Here is a 15,090-nt window from a genome sequence, read left to right on the forward strand (position 1 = left end):
ATCACAAGATGTTGACCTCATTATACAAAATATCTCGTGATGTTTGAAAGACAGGCGAACATATACGATGAAGAGCTCTTGTTGGTCATCCGTTTTTCATGCTGAACGAGTCGACGAGCGTGAACGTGATGTCTTTCACGTCGAGACCGCCGAGTGCGAAGTAGAGCTGCAAGTAGTTGTGCTGGTTCAAGAAGAACACTTGCTTCGTCTGCGTCACCCATTCCCCGTCCGTCCCGTTGAACGTGAACGTCGGGCCCGGGATGTTGTTGGCGAACAACGTGACCGGCATCTGGGCAAGTTCACCCGCGTCCGATTTCGCCGTAATCGTCACGTCGTACGTGCCCGTCTCATCGACCGAGACGGCAAAGACGTGCGTATTCCCTGTCGATGTGTCGGCGTCACTCAGGCTGACAGCTTCACCGCTCTCAAGGTGGCGATACGTCACATCGAAGTCGATAGCCTGTCCGGCTTCCTCGTCGAGACCGATCACCTCGACCGTGCCGTCGTGAATGCCGAGCTCGCGTTCCATCGCCGGTGACTGTAAGACGAAACGGCAGATGTTCGCCGCGCTCCGGAGCAGTTCACCACGCGTCAATGTCCCAGCAGCGAGTGCCGCGCCCGTGTTGTCATCGAACGAGTTCGTGTCCGGACGGTCGACGACCATATACAAGTCGTTTTGCGACTGAACCATCGCCGCCGTGTTCTGACGGTTCGCCGGCTCGTCTTCATGGTGGTTCACTTTCGCCCACCAGTCGGTCATGACGATGCCTTCAAAGCCCCACTCGTCACGGAGGATGCGCGTGTTCTGGTCATACAATCCGGCCGTCCAGACGCCGTTGACGGCGCCATACGTCGTCATGATTGATGTGGCCTTGCCTTCTTTGACGGCCATCTCGAACCCTTTCAAGTAAATCTCACGCAGCGCCCGCTCCGAGACGATGGAGTCGATATCGTGACGGTGCGCCTCTTGGTTGTTGGCGCTGAAGTGCTTGAGCGTTCCTGTCACACCGACGCGATGCATCCCGTTCAATTGGGCGATCGCCATCTTGCCGGTCACGTGCGGGTCTTCCGAGAAGTACTCGAAGTTCCGGCCGTTGAGCGGGTTGCGGTGAATGTTCATCCCAGGTCCGAGGAGCGTATCGACGCGATTTTTCCGCATCTCGAGTCCAGTCATCTCGAACAGGTCTTCCACCAATTGGACGTTGAACGTCGAAGCGAGGAGCGTCCCGTTCGGAAGGGCGAACGCCTTCGTCCCGATGTCCATCCGGATGCCGGACGGACCGTCCGCGCAACATGCCGCTGGAATGCCGAGCTCGTTCAAGCGGTCCGATACGCCACCGAACGCGGCGGCCGTCCCCGGCGTCACGCGCGGCGAGTTCATCCCTTGTCCCCGGACGATGCAGGCGAGATCCTCATCCGTCAATTGATCGAGGAACGCATCGAGCTCGACCTTGCCCGCATAAACGTCCTTCAGTGTAAAGCCGTTGTCACCGGCGTAGTCGCGCGTGACCGGACGTTCGGCGAGGTAGCGCGCCTCGACATCGACCGCTCGGAGCGGCGTCGGCACGTACTCGACCAAATAACCATGCTCGCCGACGACCGGCTTGATCCGGTCGAACGGAGTGACCGGGGCCATGTTCTCACTAAGCGTCTCGACGACTTGTTGGGCATTTACTTCATACGCGAACACCGGTTGGGCCGAACGAACGTCGGTCCCGAGGTGAAGCGTGTAAGTGCCGGCCTCGAGAACAAAGCTTGATGCGTGCCCGGTCGCCCCGTTGTCGTCATAGCTCGCAAAGTCCGTGACCGGGACGCTGAGCGTGAGCGTCTCCTGCGCGCCTGGTGTGAGTAAGCCCGTTTTCTTGAAGGCGACGAGTGCGCGGGCCGGGTTGCCAAGCACGCCTTGTGGCTTCTCGACGTAGAGCTGGGCGACTTCTTTCCCGTCCACGTCACCGGTGTTCATGACATCGACCGACACGTCGATGACGCCGTCCTGTTCGCTCGCGCTCACGACGTCGGTCGTGAACGTCGTGTATGACAAGCCGAAGCCGAACGGATAGAGCACCGCGTCCTTGGCGAACGTCTCGAAATAGCGGTAGCCGACATAGATGTCTTCTTGATAGATCCCTTTGTCGGCATGTCCGAAGTTTTTCGTCGACGGATAGTCCTCAATCGATTTGGCAATCGTATCGGTCAACTTCCCAGATGGCGTGACCGCGCCCGTCAACACGTCGACGAGTCCGGTTCCACCCTCCAGTCCGCCTTGCCACGCATAGAGGATCGCGCTCGGTTGATACGCCCAGTCCATGTCGATGATATTGCCGACGTTCAAGATGACCGCTGTCTTCGTGAACGTCTTCGATACTTTCTCAATCAACGCCCGTTCGATGTCCGTCAGCAAGTAACTGCCCGGGTCGGCCGTATTGTCCCGGTCTTCCCCCGCTGTGCGCCCGATAAAGATGAGGGCCACGTCCGACTGCTCCGCCGCTTCTTTGACGAGTTCATCCGTCACCGCCATCTCAGGCTGTGACCACGGTTCGCCGGCCCAGCCGACGCCTTGGTCGAACGGGTTCGCCTCGACCCACGTCTCGTACGTCTTGAGAAGCGAGTCGTTCAACTGAATCCCTTCTGTCGCCTGAAGCGCCTCGAGCGGACTCGTCACGTGCGAGACGTTGACCATCCCACCTGAACCCGTGCCGCTCTTATAGTAGTTGAATTGACTCCGTCCGAAGACAGAGACGGTCGTCCCATGTTGGAGCGGAAGCGTCGCCTGCTCGTTCTTTAACAGGACGGCCCCTTCCGCGACGGCTGTCCGTGCCAATTGTTTATATGTATCCCAGTTCAATGTGTAAGTTTTCATCATGTCATCTCCTTCATTCCGTTTGCGATTTCGGTCATGCAGTCTTCGGCTTGCGGGAAGTCGCCGAGCTTGTCCATAAAGGCGTGGTCCATCCCGCAGTATTGAATCAATCGTGTCTTCACACCGGCGCGCGCCAGTTTCCGTGCATACGCCTCGCCTTCAAGGCGCAGATAGTCGTACTCGGCCGTGATGAGGAGCGCTGGCGGAAGACCCGCCACATCCTCAGCGAACAACGGGGAGACGAGCGGGTCGGTCAGCTCGGTCTTGCCTTGTAAGTACACATGGTTGAGCAAACCGTCCGAATCACCGAGCGCCATGATGACGCCACGAATCAAGTCGTGGTGTTGCTTGATCTCATAGTCGTCGAGTCTCCATTCATAATCGTCTGTCGGGATCGATCCTAGATTGACGACCGGATAGACGAGCGCTTGATAGTGAATCCGATTCAACCCTTTCGAGCGCTCGAGCAGACAACAGGCCGTCGCCAAGTTCCCACCGGCACTGTCGCCCGCGACCGCGAGGCGATCCTGCAACACGTTCAATTCGTCGGCCTGCTCGTATACCCATTCGACCGCCTGATAACAGTCGTTCAATCCGGCCGGAAACGGATGCTCCGGCGCGAGCCGGTAGTCGACCGAGACGACGAGGGCGTTCGCTTTCTCCGCCAGTAACTTACACGGGTTCTCGACCGTATCGAGCGTCCCGCCGAAGAACCCGCCGCCGTGGAAGAATACGATGGCCGGTAACGCCTCTTCCGTGCGCGGCCGATACAGGCGTGCCGGGATGTCACCGTCAGCGCTCGGAATCATGACGTGGTCTGTCGTGATGTCCATCGTCGTCACATCCCGGTTCGGCCAGCCCATGCTGGCACGGGCAGACGCCAAGTCGAATGACGTCTCTGGCTCGGCTGCGGCATAGCCCTTGATGACGGCCAACACGCGCGGGTCCAAATCCCCGCTGACATCCGAATCGGGAATCGGTTTGATGATTGTCTCGATGCCGTCATGTAAGACGATGTTTCTCATTTGGCCCAGTGTTGTGACGAGCATATCCTGCTTATTTTCCATGATTCATCTTCACCCTCTCTTATACCCATATATAAATATTACAAGGTGGTAGTTGCACCCACCTTCTACCCATGCTACGTTTGAACGTAGATGAGTTAAGGAGCGTGTTCTGTAATGTCTCAATGTGTACGTTGTCAAAAAAATCGTGAATGTGTTCAAACTGATGAATTTGGTCACTTCGGCGATCCAGTTAAATCGTATTGTGCCGAATGTTTCGTTCATGAGGTGAAATCCGGTTTTCACCGGTACGAAATCGGTGAGTGTACGGCTTGCCAGCAATCCCTTGTTCTACAATATGATGATGAAGAAACGTTTTCGCTCGCCCAAGAAGAAGGTTTGGTCCATTACGTCTGTCCGGAACTTAAGGCAGCTTTTCTTCAACAAAACGAAACGGATATTGAACGATTGTGGGATTCACACGATGAACTCATTTTGTATATCATCCAGCCTAATCCGATGGAGCCGGACTTTGGCTGAACCACTTCGATTCGCTTTCCTTCATGGATTCGGTCTATAATGGACTGTATTCAAATATGCTATTGAAATTTTCTAAAGCAGAAGTTTTCACTAAAGAATGAGGTTAACTATGAGTAAACAACAATTTTCTGACTATCGCCTAAGCGAAGATATCCAACGCGCACTAGGCATCATGAAATACGAATCACCGACCGAAGTCCAACAGAAAGTCATCCCGCTCGCACTTGAGCGCAAAGACTTGGTCGTCAAAGCCCAAACCGGCAGCGGGAAGACGGCAGCGTTCGGGATTCCGGTAACGGAACTCATCGAATGGGAAGAGAACAAGCCGCAAGTGCTGATTCTCACACCGACGCGCGAACTCGCCGTCCAAGTCCGTGAGGATATGACGAACATTGGTCGTTTCAAACGCATCAAGGCGACTGCCGTCTACGGGAAAGAACCGTTCTCGAAACAACGTGAAGAATTGAAGCAGAAGACGCACATCGTCGTCGGGACACCGGGACGCGTCATGGACCACATCGAACGGGAGACGCTCGTCCTCGATAAAATCGATTACTTGATTATCGATGAGGCCGACGAGATGTTGAACCGTGGCTTCCTCGCTGACGTCGAGGCGATTCTTCAAGAATTGCCACGCGAGCGCGTGACGATGGTATTCTCGGCGACGTTTCCGAACGACATCGAGCGCTTGTGCCAAAAGCACATGAACGAACCAGTCCGTGTCGCCATCGAATCGAGCGGTGTCACCGCCTCGACGATCGAGCACCGTCTGATTGAAGTTCATCGCGAAGACAAGCTCGCCGTGCTGAAAGATGTGACGGTCGTCGAGAATCCGGACAGCTGCCTCATCTTCTGCCGGACGAAAGAACATGTCGACACGGTGTACAGCAAACTCGACCAAGCCGGTTACTCGTGCGAACGCCTCCACGGCGGCCTCGAGCAAGAAGACCGCTTCGCCGTCATGGAAGGCTTCAAGATGGGGAACTTCCGCTATCTCGTCGCGACCGATGTCGCAGCACGTGGGATTGACGTCGATAACGTCAACCTCGTCATCAACTATGACGTGCCGATGGAAAAAGAGAGCTACGTGCACCGGACCGGCCGCACAGGCCGTGCCGGCAACGCCGGAAAAGCGATCACGCTCGCGACGCCTCATGAAGGCAAGTTCGTTCGCGCCATCGAAGCGTTCATCAAGTTCGACATCCCGGAGATGGATGCCCCGACCGAAACTCAAGTCGCGCGCAACCAAGCCGCGTTCGAAGAGAAGTTGAGCGGACGACGCGTCGTTCGCAACAACAAGACGGCCCGCATCAACCAAGACATCATGAAGCTTCACTTCAGCGGCGGGAAGAAGAAGAAACTCCGCGCCATCGACTTCGTCGGTACGATCGCCAAAATCCCTGGTGTGACGGCAGACGATATCGGCATCATCACAATCAACGATCAGATGACGTACGTCGACATTTTGAACGGAAAAGGTTCACTCGTCCTTCAGGCGATGGAATCGACACCGATCAAAGGCAAGAAGTTGAAAGTGAGCAAGGCAAAAAAATAATCATCACTCCAACCTCAACACCTCTCCACGCGGAGCCGGGTTGAGGTTTTTTTGTTGTACCCACCCATACCGAAAGCGCTTTCGATAAGTTTTAAAAAAATAAGGCTCACCGAGAGAACGCTTTCAAGAGCATCATACCGATAACCGTTCCGAAATTCAACCATCCTCACGTGATTGACAAAAAAAGGCTCAGACAATTGTCTGAACCTCGGTCTTCTAGCTGAAGAAAAGCAAGCTTATCCTCTGATGGCTCGACTGGATGACAGCAATCGCCGCCATCCTAACGGGTACACGCTCTTCCCCATCCGCTTCGCGTCAGTCCAACAGTTCTTCCGAAATCAATTTGAACCCTTCGATTTCCGTGTCTTCTTCTAGTTCGATTAACAAGCAGCGCTTCCCTTTCACGTTCACTTGTCTCACATACTTCAAGTCTTGCGGACTAATCGAGATATTGGCCACTTTTGTATTGATTTTAATCGACTTTGACGTGTATTTGGGGACGACGCTACTCGCCTTCATCTCATATTGACGGTCGTCGACGACTTGTTGGAACGCCTGCTCGACCTTCTCAGTCGTCACGTCCTCGATCCCGCTCGCTTTCAACACGATTTCGACGGTGCGGGCGTCAATCATCGGAACGCTCTCGTCCTCATCCTCACGCTCTGCTTCGGCCAGGATCATCTGGTTGATTTCATCGTAGACGGTAGCGAGCGTCCCGACGTTCACTTCTTCACCGATGACGGTTTTGACGACCTCCTCGAACATCGCCTTCTCTTCGACCGCCGTCACAATCTCGGTCCCGTTCAAGACGTTCTCGATGAAGCCGAAGTCCGGTTGATGTGCCTTCTGGGCCGCATATAAGATGTGGTTGACGTCGGCCGCATTGTCCGTGAAGCATGGGAACAAGAAACCACCAATCGGGGCGTCGAGCTTGATGACCGGATTGATGAAGATATTCGACTTGAACTCCCGCTCGATATAGTCGAACACGAGCGACTGTTTCGGGAGCTCGGTCTGATTGATGCTGCATAGGATGAATCGTGACGTCCATACCTCGTCACGCATATCGATTTCTGTCTCTTCAGAATGACGACGCGTCGGCTTATTGTATTTGAAGCGAATGAACGTGACGACCATATCTTTCTCAAACGGTGCCTCCTGGACCATCTTGAGCGCGATCCGCTGCATCATACCGGCCCACTCTTCGATGTCGTCGGTCCGAAGCGCCTCATAGAGCAACGTCTGCGTATGATCGGCCTGCCCGGTTTCAGGGTGCTGGAACTTCACTTCGAATAGCTTCTCGTCGATTTTGCCGCCGAGCACTTTCTTGAAGTTGGCGAGGAACAGTTCTTGGTGCTCCTGCTCGACAAACGGGAACGAGCGTAACTCCTCGTAAAAAATCTCGTTGCTGTCTTGGCGAATATAAATATTATAAATGTCAGCGATTTTGACCGCTTCCGCATTCAACTTGAAATGCTTGCGGATCGCCGCGATGTCTTTTTGATTCATTCATCCCAACTCCTTCGTCCTTTACTACAAACCGCCTTCATTATACCAATAGTTGGTGCCTGCGCGTATGCCAGTAGTGCTAAAGCCGGGACGTCTGATGTCATGTATCATGTCCCTGACCTCAACTTTTATAATCTTTGGATTCATTTTTTGTAAATTTGCGTATTTCTCACTTCCTTGCCATGTATAGTCGATGTGCATCGTGCGTTTACGATGCGCGTCGTTCAGTCGTCATACATAATAGGAGGCACACACATGCTTAAAAAATGCATCAGTTCTTTATTCGCCATCATCTTGGTCGCCACGTCGCTCCACTTCACGACGCCGACCGCCTCGGCACTCCCGCCCAATATTCCATCGAAATCGAGTGCGCTCACGAAGTTGAACGCGTTGACCGTTAAAACTGAAGGAACGATGACCGGCTATAGCCGTGACTTGTTCCCGCATTGGAGCGGACAAGGGAACGGCTGCGACACGCGTCAAGTCGTCTTGAAACGCGACGCCGATTCGTACGTCGGTGACTGTCCGGTCACATCAGGGTCATGGTACAGTTACTATGACGGCATCACGTTCACGTCACCATCTGATTTGGATATCGACCACGTCGTACCGTTGGCCGAAGCGTGGCGTTCAGGTGCCAACAGCTGGACGACGACGAAACGTCAAAGCTTCGCCAACGATTTGACCGGACCACAGCTGATTGCCGTCTCGGCCAGCTCGAACCGTTCAAAAGGGGACCAAGACCCGTCAACATGGCAACCGACACGCACCGGTGCACGTTGCGCTTATGCGAAGATGTGGGTCGAGACGAAGAGCCGCTGGGATCTCAGCCTCCAATCTACAGAAAAGACGGCCCTTCAAACGGCCATCAATGCTTGCGTCTATTGATTCAGAAAGGAGTCTACGATGAACCAGCAATCTTCAGTATTTAAAGCTACTCACGGCGTCATGACCGAGGAAGTCGGCGTCATCAGTGGAGAACTTGAATTACGGACGACGTGCCAGGAAGACGGCACGCTCGAGCTCGCCATCACGTACGTCGGTGCGGCCGAGTGGTACACATTGCCCGGGAAAGACTACAAACTGCATGATGTGCGCGACCATGAGGTCGTGCATCGCTTGCTCGTGAACGTCCTCGAGCGGGCATAACAAATGAGCCGACACGGCATCGTGTCGGCTTATTGTTTGTACTTGTCTAATAACGTCTTCGGGATATGGCAGTAATCGTCCGGACATCGCTCAAGCCGGTCTTGATGCTCATCCGCGCTTCGGATGTAGTTCGTGAGCGGCAATACCTCGACCGCGATTCGGTCCGCATCGCTTCGGTTGTCGATCAATGTGCGTGCGACTTCCAAATGACGTGGGTCTGCACTATAGACGCCGGTCCGATACTTTTCGCCGACATCTTCGCCTTGGCGATTGACGCTATACGGGTCGATGATTTCAAATAAGTAATTCATCAACTCCTTCATCGTGACGACGCTCGGATCGAACGTCGTTTTGACGCATTCGGCATAGCCGTCATATGCTCCGTCAAGCGTATCCGTCGCCCCGTTCGCCCGTCCGGCCTCTGTTTCGATGACACCGGGTAACGTCTTGATGAACGCTTGGACGCCCCAGAGGCAGCCACCTGCTAAATAAACGGTTTCGATCAGTCTCACTCCTTGTCTGTCAGGTTTAGGCAATTCTAGTTATACTATCGTTGTACATGATTATATCCAAAAAGGAGCACCATTTTGAAAACAATCAGACTCGCTCTTCTTCTATCCGCAGCACTCCATGTGATTTATGTTGTCGCCACGTTCGGAATCGGCTTCATCCGCACGCTCAATTATACACCCGACATCATCGCCGAGGCGGATAACGTCACTATGCTTCAAAACGAGGTGACCCTCGGGACGACTGGGTCGCCATTGATCTACGTCTTCACATGGATTGGTCTTGCCATCGTCCTAGCGATTGGGATGTTCACCGTTCAACGAATTCGCAAAACGCGCTAAGGAAGGAGAGTGTTTGAATCTCGTTCAACAAATCAGCAAAATCGACGGCCGGTGCACGACATATATGGCTTAAGGGCAACACGCATCCATTGATAAGCGAGATCCACACGTGATCTGCGACCACATAAAAAGGAAATCTACGCTGCTGTAGATTTCCTTTTCTTATAGATAGCCGAGTCGTTTCAAATCCTCATAGACGAGAGAAGATAGGAGCGTTCTCCCCTTCCCATTCAAATGATCTGGATTATGAAAGTACTCACGCTGATGGATGAACCGTTCGTCATCCATATAGTTTAAGAACGGGACGTCCAACTCGAGCGAGGCCAGATGTTGATAAACGAGTCGGTCCATGACCACTTGATCAAAATAGGCGTTGTAGGATGCGTGGACCGGCTCCATCGCCAACACGACGCGATAGTCTTTCGCCTGACAATACGCAATGATTTCTTTCAATCGTTCCATATTCTGCTCGATGTCACGATTCTCCACAGCCTGTTTATACTGCGCTTCGACCATCTCGTATTTTCGTTCCGAATAATTCTGGCCATTGTTCACCCACGGTTTATGAGACTCCCATCTGAAATCGCGAATCTCTCGCGACAGCGCCGTATACACGCTCCCACTGTTCAATGCAGGAATCGACGTGTACGTATAGTAATCAAACGTACTGACCGGTTCGATGTCTTCCCGGTCCAACACCTGATAATAGTTTTCTTTCCGGCCAATCTCCGCATTGCTAAACGTGATTTGCGAGAGCGAGACGATGACGACCCCACCCGGACGCAGATGTTCGTCGTACTGTTTCAACATCTTCAAGTCGTATTCAATCGTTTGGCTCGGCAACGCTAAATCGAGATGCGATAGACCGAGCGGTTTGAACGCATAGCCGAACATCGCGTGAGACGTCCCTAAGTTGATGATATCCAACGAGGACGGATTGTCTTGGAACGCCAACACACCGCGGTTGTTATTGTACGCCCACGACTGTTTGACAAAGTTGTTGAGCGGAATCAACAAGATGACAACAATCCCGATGACTACCGCTATTTTCATCCATACACTTCTCATAGCCATTCCTTTCACTTAGAACCCACCGTAAATAAAGCCTTCGCTCGACACACCGAACACGAGCACCGATACGATCACGAACAGTTGAATCGCCACATTCGTGAGAGCCGAACGCTCGGCCAACCAATCCCACGTCGATCCTTTCTTCCGTTCGATGTACTGAAACACGTGGACGGTCGTAAAGAAGAAAAGGAACACGAGTAAATCGAGTAATGAGAATAATTCAAGTGCCTTCAGCATGTCGACCGGTGCCCATGACGAAGGTGTCACATACAACCGGGCATGGTGAAACGCTTGGGCGACCGAGTCAGATACGAAAAAGACGCGCGAGAAACAGACCAACTGGAACGTGACCGCAATCTTCAGCCATTTATGAAGCTCGGGCGTCCGGTCCAATCGAACGAAGGACGCCATCTGTTCCCGCTGATGTTTCGTCGCGTCCCCGAACACGCGGTACAGGCCATGAATCAGACCCCATAAGACGAAACTCCAGGCGGCCCCGTGCCAGATACCACTCACCAAAAATGTGATGATGATGGCGACATAGATTTGATGTCGTTTCTTTTTCCCTTTGCATAGCGGGATAAAGATATAATCTCGGAGCCACATGGAGAGCGAGATGTGCCATCGGTTCCAAAAGTCGGCGATTGATACCGCGAAATGAGGCTGTCGGAAATTCTCCGTCAACTTGATGCCAAATAGTCTCGCTGTCCCGATGGCGATATCACTGCAGGCTGAAAAGTCGGCATATAATTGAAGCGAGAACAGCATCGTCCCGAGCACGATTTCGGAGCCGGTCGGGTCTGGCTGACTGAACACGCTCGCGACCATCGGCGCCAACCGGTCGGCGATGAGCGTCTTCTTGAAGAAGCCCCAGGCAATCCGCTTCATTCCATAGCTGACATGTTCATTGTCGAACCGTTGCTCCGCTTTGAATTGAGGGAGCAATTTCTTGGCCCGCTCGATCGGCCCCGCCACGAGCTGCGGGAAGAAGGCGAAGTAAATCGAGAAATAGCCATAATGCCGCTCGGCCTTCAGCTTCCCGCGATACAAATCAACGAGATAGCTGATGGCCTGGAACGTATAAAACGAAATCGCCAGCGGCAAGACGACATCTCGATACGGGATGTCGTAGTTCCACCCCATCGATGTCGCCATCGTGCGCAACGAGTCGTTCACGAAGTTAAAGTATTTGAACCAGCCGAGGAACAATACCAGGGTAGAGACCCCGATCATCATGAGGCGTTTCTTCTGTCGCTTCTCGTCTTGTCGTTCAATCAGGAGTCCCGTGACGAACGTAAAGGCTGTACTCACGAGCAACAACGGGATGAACTGGATACTGAGCGTCGCATAAAACAAATAGCTGGCCGCCAGTAACAGTACCCATCGGAAGCGATGCGGCACCACATAATATACCGCCACTAAAATGGCGAGAAACAGTAAAAACTCGATTGAAATAAACGTCATATCTTCACCTGATTATTCTAAACTTATACAGCTTTCAACAAAGGCTTCACTCACTTGCTTGTTCAGGTGGTGACGAGCTCTCGTTTCGGTAATGCGGCATACAGAATCTTTCCGGATTCGTTCCGGGGAATGGCATCGATTTGTAGAATCGTCACCCCTCTTGTATGCATCATGTCCTTGATGACTTGTTTGATGGCGGGACGGTCATCGTGCAACGTGTACACGTACAGCTCATCATCCGTCCCTGTACAGACACACTCATGTCCGTGTGCTCGTAACAGGTCCTCCACTTCATCGAGGCTAATCCGGTTCCCATGCATCTTAATCATCCGCTTGATGCGGCCGACGATAAAGAAATAGCCGTCTTCATCCATATACGCCAAATCACCCGTCTGCAGGACGCCCTCGTTCTCATCTCCGCTCGCGAGATCGGATAACGCCTCGGCATACCCGAGCGACACGTTTACTCCCTGATACATCAACTCTCCGACGATGTTCGGGGAAGAAATACGTTCACCTGCTTCATTTCGAAGTGTCAATTCACCGCCTGGGATGGTGATACCGATGCTACCCGCCTTCTCGCGATTCTGGTCAGGAGGCAAATACGACATGCGTGCCGTCGCTTCCGTTTGACCGTACATCATGAAAAACTGAATGCCTTTTCGTTCACAGATGTCAGTAAACGCACTCGCTACATCCGGATTCAACTTCCCTCCGGCTTGCGTCAGTTTCGTCAAACTCGGCAGCTCCATCGTCTCGAACTTGAGCCGGCGTAACATCTCATAGATGAATGGGACGCCGCCGAACGTCGTCACGTGCTGATCGCGGCACAACTGCCAAAATTCCTTCTGCATGACGGACGCTTCCGTCACCACGATGGTCGCCCCAGACACGAGGTGGCTGTTAATGATGGAAAGACCGTACGAATAGTTCATCGGCAGCGTCGTGATCGGACGGTCGTCTTCATTGATATTTAAGTACGACACGATCGATGCCGCGTTGTGGAGCAGGTTGTCGTAGCTGAGGCGTACCAGTTTCGGACTGCCCGTGCTGCCGGATGTCGTCAACAGGAGCGCGAGCTCGTCATGCAATTCATGCTCCATTACTTGAGGACAGGCGAACAGCGCATAGTCCCCGTATTCGTAAGTCGTGTCCATCTCCTGCGCTAATAAATCATGCTCCCGATTCGCCCAGATGTGCGTCGGTCGGTAGCAATCCATTAAGTGCTGCAGCTGTTCCGATTGAATCGCTGCATCCAACAGGAGTGGCACGATGCGTCCGCGGAGAAACCCGACGTAGCCGAAGATTGACTCTTTTTTGTTGGCACATAAACAAAAGACGAGCGTTCGATCGCTGACCTCACGCGCGATTGCGTCGGCCGCCTCGATCATCTCTTCGTAGGAATATGCGCGATCCGCGTAGATCGCGGTACGCTCTCCATATTGCTCGATCGTGTCGAAGCGCTTCATTGTCCGAAGTCCACACCCAAGCGTTTCAATAAGTCGATGCCGGATTGATACGTGTTAAAATCTGTAATCACATCCGCATCGAGATCGACGTCAAACGCGTCCTCGAGTTCTGCAATCAATGTCATGTGGCCAATCGAATCCCACTCTTTCGTGACACCGAGCTTCAATTCTTCGAATGACGCGTCTGGCTCGACATCGAGTCCGTTAATAAAGGCTGTTTTATATAATTCGATATTGTTCATTGGTTGAAGTCTCCCCGTTTTCGATAATTGATAATGATAATCATTTGCTATGTGATTCTATCACATCGGTTTTTAGACAGCAATAAGACATCGAATCATTCATTTTTCTAACTAATTTACTCAATTCTAAAAATATGAGGCTAGATTTTGAGTACATCAGCGAATTTTAAAAAGAATTGAGTCATCAATAATCGATGACTCAATTCTTTGATCTATTCAATAAAATTCGATGGTAACATTCTCATATCCATTAGAGTTCAAAAATGAAATCAACAATTTTTCCGTTGCTTTGTCTGCTTCTTTTAAAAAGCCTTGACTTACTTTCTTCTCTTCAACTTTTTCTTTATCCTTTGTAATCTCGTCCATAATCGTTTGGGAAGGGTAGTCAGAAAAAATGTTTCCTTTGATGTCTGTTACTTTAGTATTTTCCGTTTCAGCAACATTATCGAGAATTTTAGACTTTGGCACTTGCACCAACATACGTTCATCTTTGTCATCGTAAGATAATTTAATATTGCTAAAGTCAGTTCCGGCTTTCAAATATCCGGAATACTCGATTAGTTTGATTGCTTCAGCGAATTTGATGTCCGATAATCCTATTAAAGAGACCTCTCTATTAGTGCGACTCACAATGACATGGCTATATTCATATTTCAATGTTGCTAGCTCTGACAACTCTACAATCCTATCTTGAACTAAAGCTGTATCTGAACTCTTATTAGTTGTGAATTCAAACGGTTTGAATTGAAATAAAATAATTGCGCCAACCATCACAGTTCCTAATACTAGAATCAGACTTGATATCATCAGCTTTTTCACAGTCGCATCCCCTTAAAAAATATGTAATTTTTATCCTTGGATTTATTATACGTTTTTATCTTTTATTTAATAATATAAATTTCGATAAATTAAAATAGATTATTAAATTACCTCCATACTAAAAAGACCACCTGTGATCTTCTGGTAAACAGTCATCACACAGCAGTTTCCCTTCGAAAGTTGCTCCATTACACAACTGTAACAATGGATCACTTTTTTCTCTGTCTGTTGTCCATCGTCCACAAGTTGAGCATTGTCCACAATTCATTAAACCTGGGTCCAAGACAACCGTGGAGGAACTTTTCCATTCCACATTCACTTCATTCGTATCTATTCTGATTTTTTGATCATGACACAGCTCATTCGCAATTTGATCAATCATCCCAAAATCTTTACGTACTTCCGTTTCGTCTACTTCCACCAAAAAAGATGCATTGATTAAAACTGTTTTTTTCAAAGTTAACTCTCTGTGAACGCTAAAATAAAATTGACAGTTTTTGCTCGATACGATTTTACACTATTGCCGAAAAATCAGAACAGAACTCCGATAGAGTAGT

14 protein-coding genes are annotated in these 15,090 nt (G+C 51.2%); 5 read left to right on the forward strand and 9 right to left on the reverse strand.

All coding sequences use genetic code 11. From position 1 onward, the window contains the following. Positions 1–85: 85 nt before the first annotated feature. The gene (locus KNP67_RS08675) at positions 86–2,860 is read right to left on the reverse strand and encodes a glycoside hydrolase family 3 C-terminal domain-containing protein (protein ID WP_214756488.1); all 2,775 of its coding nucleotides are present in this window, start codon (positions 2,858–2,860) and stop codon (positions 86–88) included. Next, positions 2,860–3,927 carry an alpha/beta hydrolase gene (locus KNP67_RS08680; RefSeq protein WP_214756489.1) on the reverse strand — a complete coding sequence of 356 codons (1,068 nt, stop codon included), beginning with the start codon at positions 3,925–3,927 and terminating at the stop codon, positions 2,860–2,862. The genes KNP67_RS08675 and KNP67_RS08680 overlap by 1 nt, the downstream gene beginning before the upstream one ends. A gap of 114 nt (positions 3,928–4,041) precedes the next feature. Here KNP67_RS08680 and KNP67_RS08685 point away from each other — a divergent pair, with 114 nt between their 5' ends. Together KNP67_RS08685 and KNP67_RS08690 are read left to right on the forward strand one after the other, a co-directional pair. Continuing rightward, a complete protein-coding gene (locus tag KNP67_RS08685; protein WP_214756490.1) occupies positions 4,042–4,404 on the forward strand; it encodes a hypothetical protein in 363 nt (120 codons plus the stop codon). A 109-nt stretch (positions 4,405–4,513) separates the two neighbouring features. Continuing rightward, positions 4,514–5,959: a DEAD/DEAH box helicase gene (locus KNP67_RS08690; protein ID WP_214756491.1), complete on the forward strand. Its 1,446-nt coding sequence runs from the start codon at positions 4,514–4,516 to the stop codon at positions 5,957–5,959. 315 nt (positions 5,960–6,274) lie between these two features. Here KNP67_RS08690 and KNP67_RS08695 read toward each other — a convergent pair whose 3' ends face one another. Next, on the reverse strand, positions 6,275–7,468 hold the full coding sequence (locus KNP67_RS08695) for a DUF4317 domain-containing protein (protein ID WP_214756492.1): 1,194 nt from the start codon (positions 7,466–7,468) through the stop codon (positions 6,275–6,277). Between the two features lie 255 nt (positions 7,469–7,723). On the opposite strand from KNP67_RS08695, the gene KNP67_RS08700 reads away from it, so the two are divergent. Together KNP67_RS08700 and KNP67_RS08705 are read left to right on the forward strand one after the other, a co-directional pair. Beyond that, a complete protein-coding gene (locus KNP67_RS08700; protein ID WP_214756493.1) occupies positions 7,724–8,356 on the forward strand; it encodes an HNH endonuclease family protein in 633 nt (210 codons plus the stop codon). An 18-nt stretch (positions 8,357–8,374) separates the two neighbouring features. Next, positions 8,375–8,617 carry a hypothetical protein gene (locus KNP67_RS08705; protein WP_214756495.1) on the forward strand — a complete coding sequence of 81 codons (243 nt, stop codon included), beginning with the start codon at positions 8,375–8,377 and terminating at the stop codon, positions 8,615–8,617. Between the two features lie 29 nt (positions 8,618–8,646). Here KNP67_RS08705 and KNP67_RS08710 read toward each other — a convergent pair whose 3' ends face one another. Further along, positions 8,647–9,120: a peptide-methionine (S)-S-oxide reductase gene (locus tag KNP67_RS08710; protein WP_214756499.1), complete on the reverse strand. Its 474-nt coding sequence runs from the start codon at positions 9,118–9,120 to the stop codon at positions 8,647–8,649. An 84-nt stretch (positions 9,121–9,204) separates the two neighbouring features. Here KNP67_RS08710 and KNP67_RS08715 point away from each other — a divergent pair, with 84 nt between their 5' ends. Then, positions 9,205–9,468, forward strand: a complete 264-nt coding sequence (locus KNP67_RS08715) for a hypothetical protein (RefSeq protein ID WP_214756496.1) — start codon at positions 9,205–9,207, stop codon at positions 9,466–9,468. 162 nt (positions 9,469–9,630) lie between these two features. Here the strand turns inward: KNP67_RS08715 and KNP67_RS08720 are convergent, their stop codons facing one another. From KNP67_RS08720 to KNP67_RS08740, 5 genes are all read right to left on the reverse strand, one after another. After that, on the reverse strand, positions 9,631–10,521 hold the full coding sequence (locus KNP67_RS08720; protein ID WP_242678992.1) for a hypothetical protein: 891 nt from the start codon (positions 10,519–10,521) through the stop codon (positions 9,631–9,633). A gap of 30 nt (positions 10,522–10,551) precedes the next feature. Beyond that, positions 10,552–12,003, reverse strand: a complete 1,452-nt coding sequence (locus KNP67_RS08725; protein WP_131472069.1) for an MBOAT family O-acyltransferase — start codon at positions 12,001–12,003, stop codon at positions 10,552–10,554. Positions 12,004–12,065: 62 nt separating this feature from the next. Then, positions 12,066–13,472 (reverse strand): AMP-binding protein, encoded by a 1,407-nt coding sequence (locus KNP67_RS08730; RefSeq protein WP_131472071.1) that lies wholly within the window; start codon positions 13,470–13,472, stop codon positions 12,066–12,068. Then, positions 13,469–13,714: an acyl carrier protein gene (locus KNP67_RS08735; protein ID WP_131472074.1), complete on the reverse strand. Its 246-nt coding sequence runs from the start codon at positions 13,712–13,714 to the stop codon at positions 13,469–13,471. The genes KNP67_RS08730 and KNP67_RS08735 overlap by 4 nt, the downstream gene beginning before the upstream one ends. 216 nt (positions 13,715–13,930) lie before the next feature. Beyond that, complete coding sequence (locus KNP67_RS08740; protein WP_214756497.1) at positions 13,931–14,533, reverse strand: DUF4230 domain-containing protein; 603 nt, start codon at positions 14,531–14,533, stop codon at positions 13,931–13,933. Between the last annotated feature and the right edge of the window lie 557 nt (positions 14,534–15,090).

Source organism: Exiguobacterium sp. s157 (genome assembly GCF_018618205.1).
Taxonomy (GTDB): Bacteria; Bacillota; Bacilli; order Exiguobacteriales; family Exiguobacteriaceae; genus Exiguobacterium; species Exiguobacterium chiriqhucha.

What these genes read in the sequence shown, in the direction of transcription:
- KNP67_RS08675 (WP_214756488.1), bottom strand. Translation starts at nt 2,860, where the DNA reads ATGAAAACTTACACATTGAACTGGGATACATATAAACAATTGGCACGG.
- KNP67_RS08680 (WP_214756489.1), bottom strand. Translation starts at nt 3,927, where the DNA reads ATGGAAAATAAGCAGGATATGCTCGTCACAACACTGGGCCAAATGAGA.
- KNP67_RS08685 (WP_214756490.1), top strand. Translation starts at nt 4,042, where the DNA reads ATGTCTCAATGTGTACGTTGTCAAAAAAATCGTGAATGTGTTCAAACT.
- KNP67_RS08690 (WP_214756491.1), top strand. Translation starts at nt 4,514, where the DNA reads ATGAGTAAACAACAATTTTCTGACTATCGCCTAAGCGAAGATATCCAA.
- KNP67_RS08695 (WP_214756492.1), bottom strand. Translation starts at nt 7,468, where the DNA reads ATGAATCAAAAAGACATCGCGGCGATCCGCAAGCATTTCAAGTTGAAT.
- KNP67_RS08700 (WP_214756493.1), top strand. Translation starts at nt 7,724, where the DNA reads ATGCTTAAAAAATGCATCAGTTCTTTATTCGCCATCATCTTGGTCGCC.
- KNP67_RS08705 (WP_214756495.1), top strand. Translation starts at nt 8,375, where the DNA reads ATGAACCAGCAATCTTCAGTATTTAAAGCTACTCACGGCGTCATGACC.
- KNP67_RS08720 (WP_242678992.1), bottom strand. Translation starts at nt 10,521, where the DNA reads ATGAAAATAGCGGTAGTCATCGGGATTGTTGTCATCTTGTTGATTCCG.
- KNP67_RS08725 (WP_131472069.1), bottom strand. Translation starts at nt 12,003, where the DNA reads ATGACGTTTATTTCAATCGAGTTTTTACTGTTTCTCGCCATTTTAGTG.
- KNP67_RS08730 (WP_131472071.1), bottom strand. Translation starts at nt 13,472, where the DNA reads ATGAAGCGCTTCGACACGATCGAGCAATATGGAGAGCGTACCGCGATC.
- KNP67_RS08735 (WP_131472074.1), bottom strand. Translation starts at nt 13,714, where the DNA reads ATGAACAATATCGAATTATATAAAACAGCCTTTATTAACGGACTCGAT.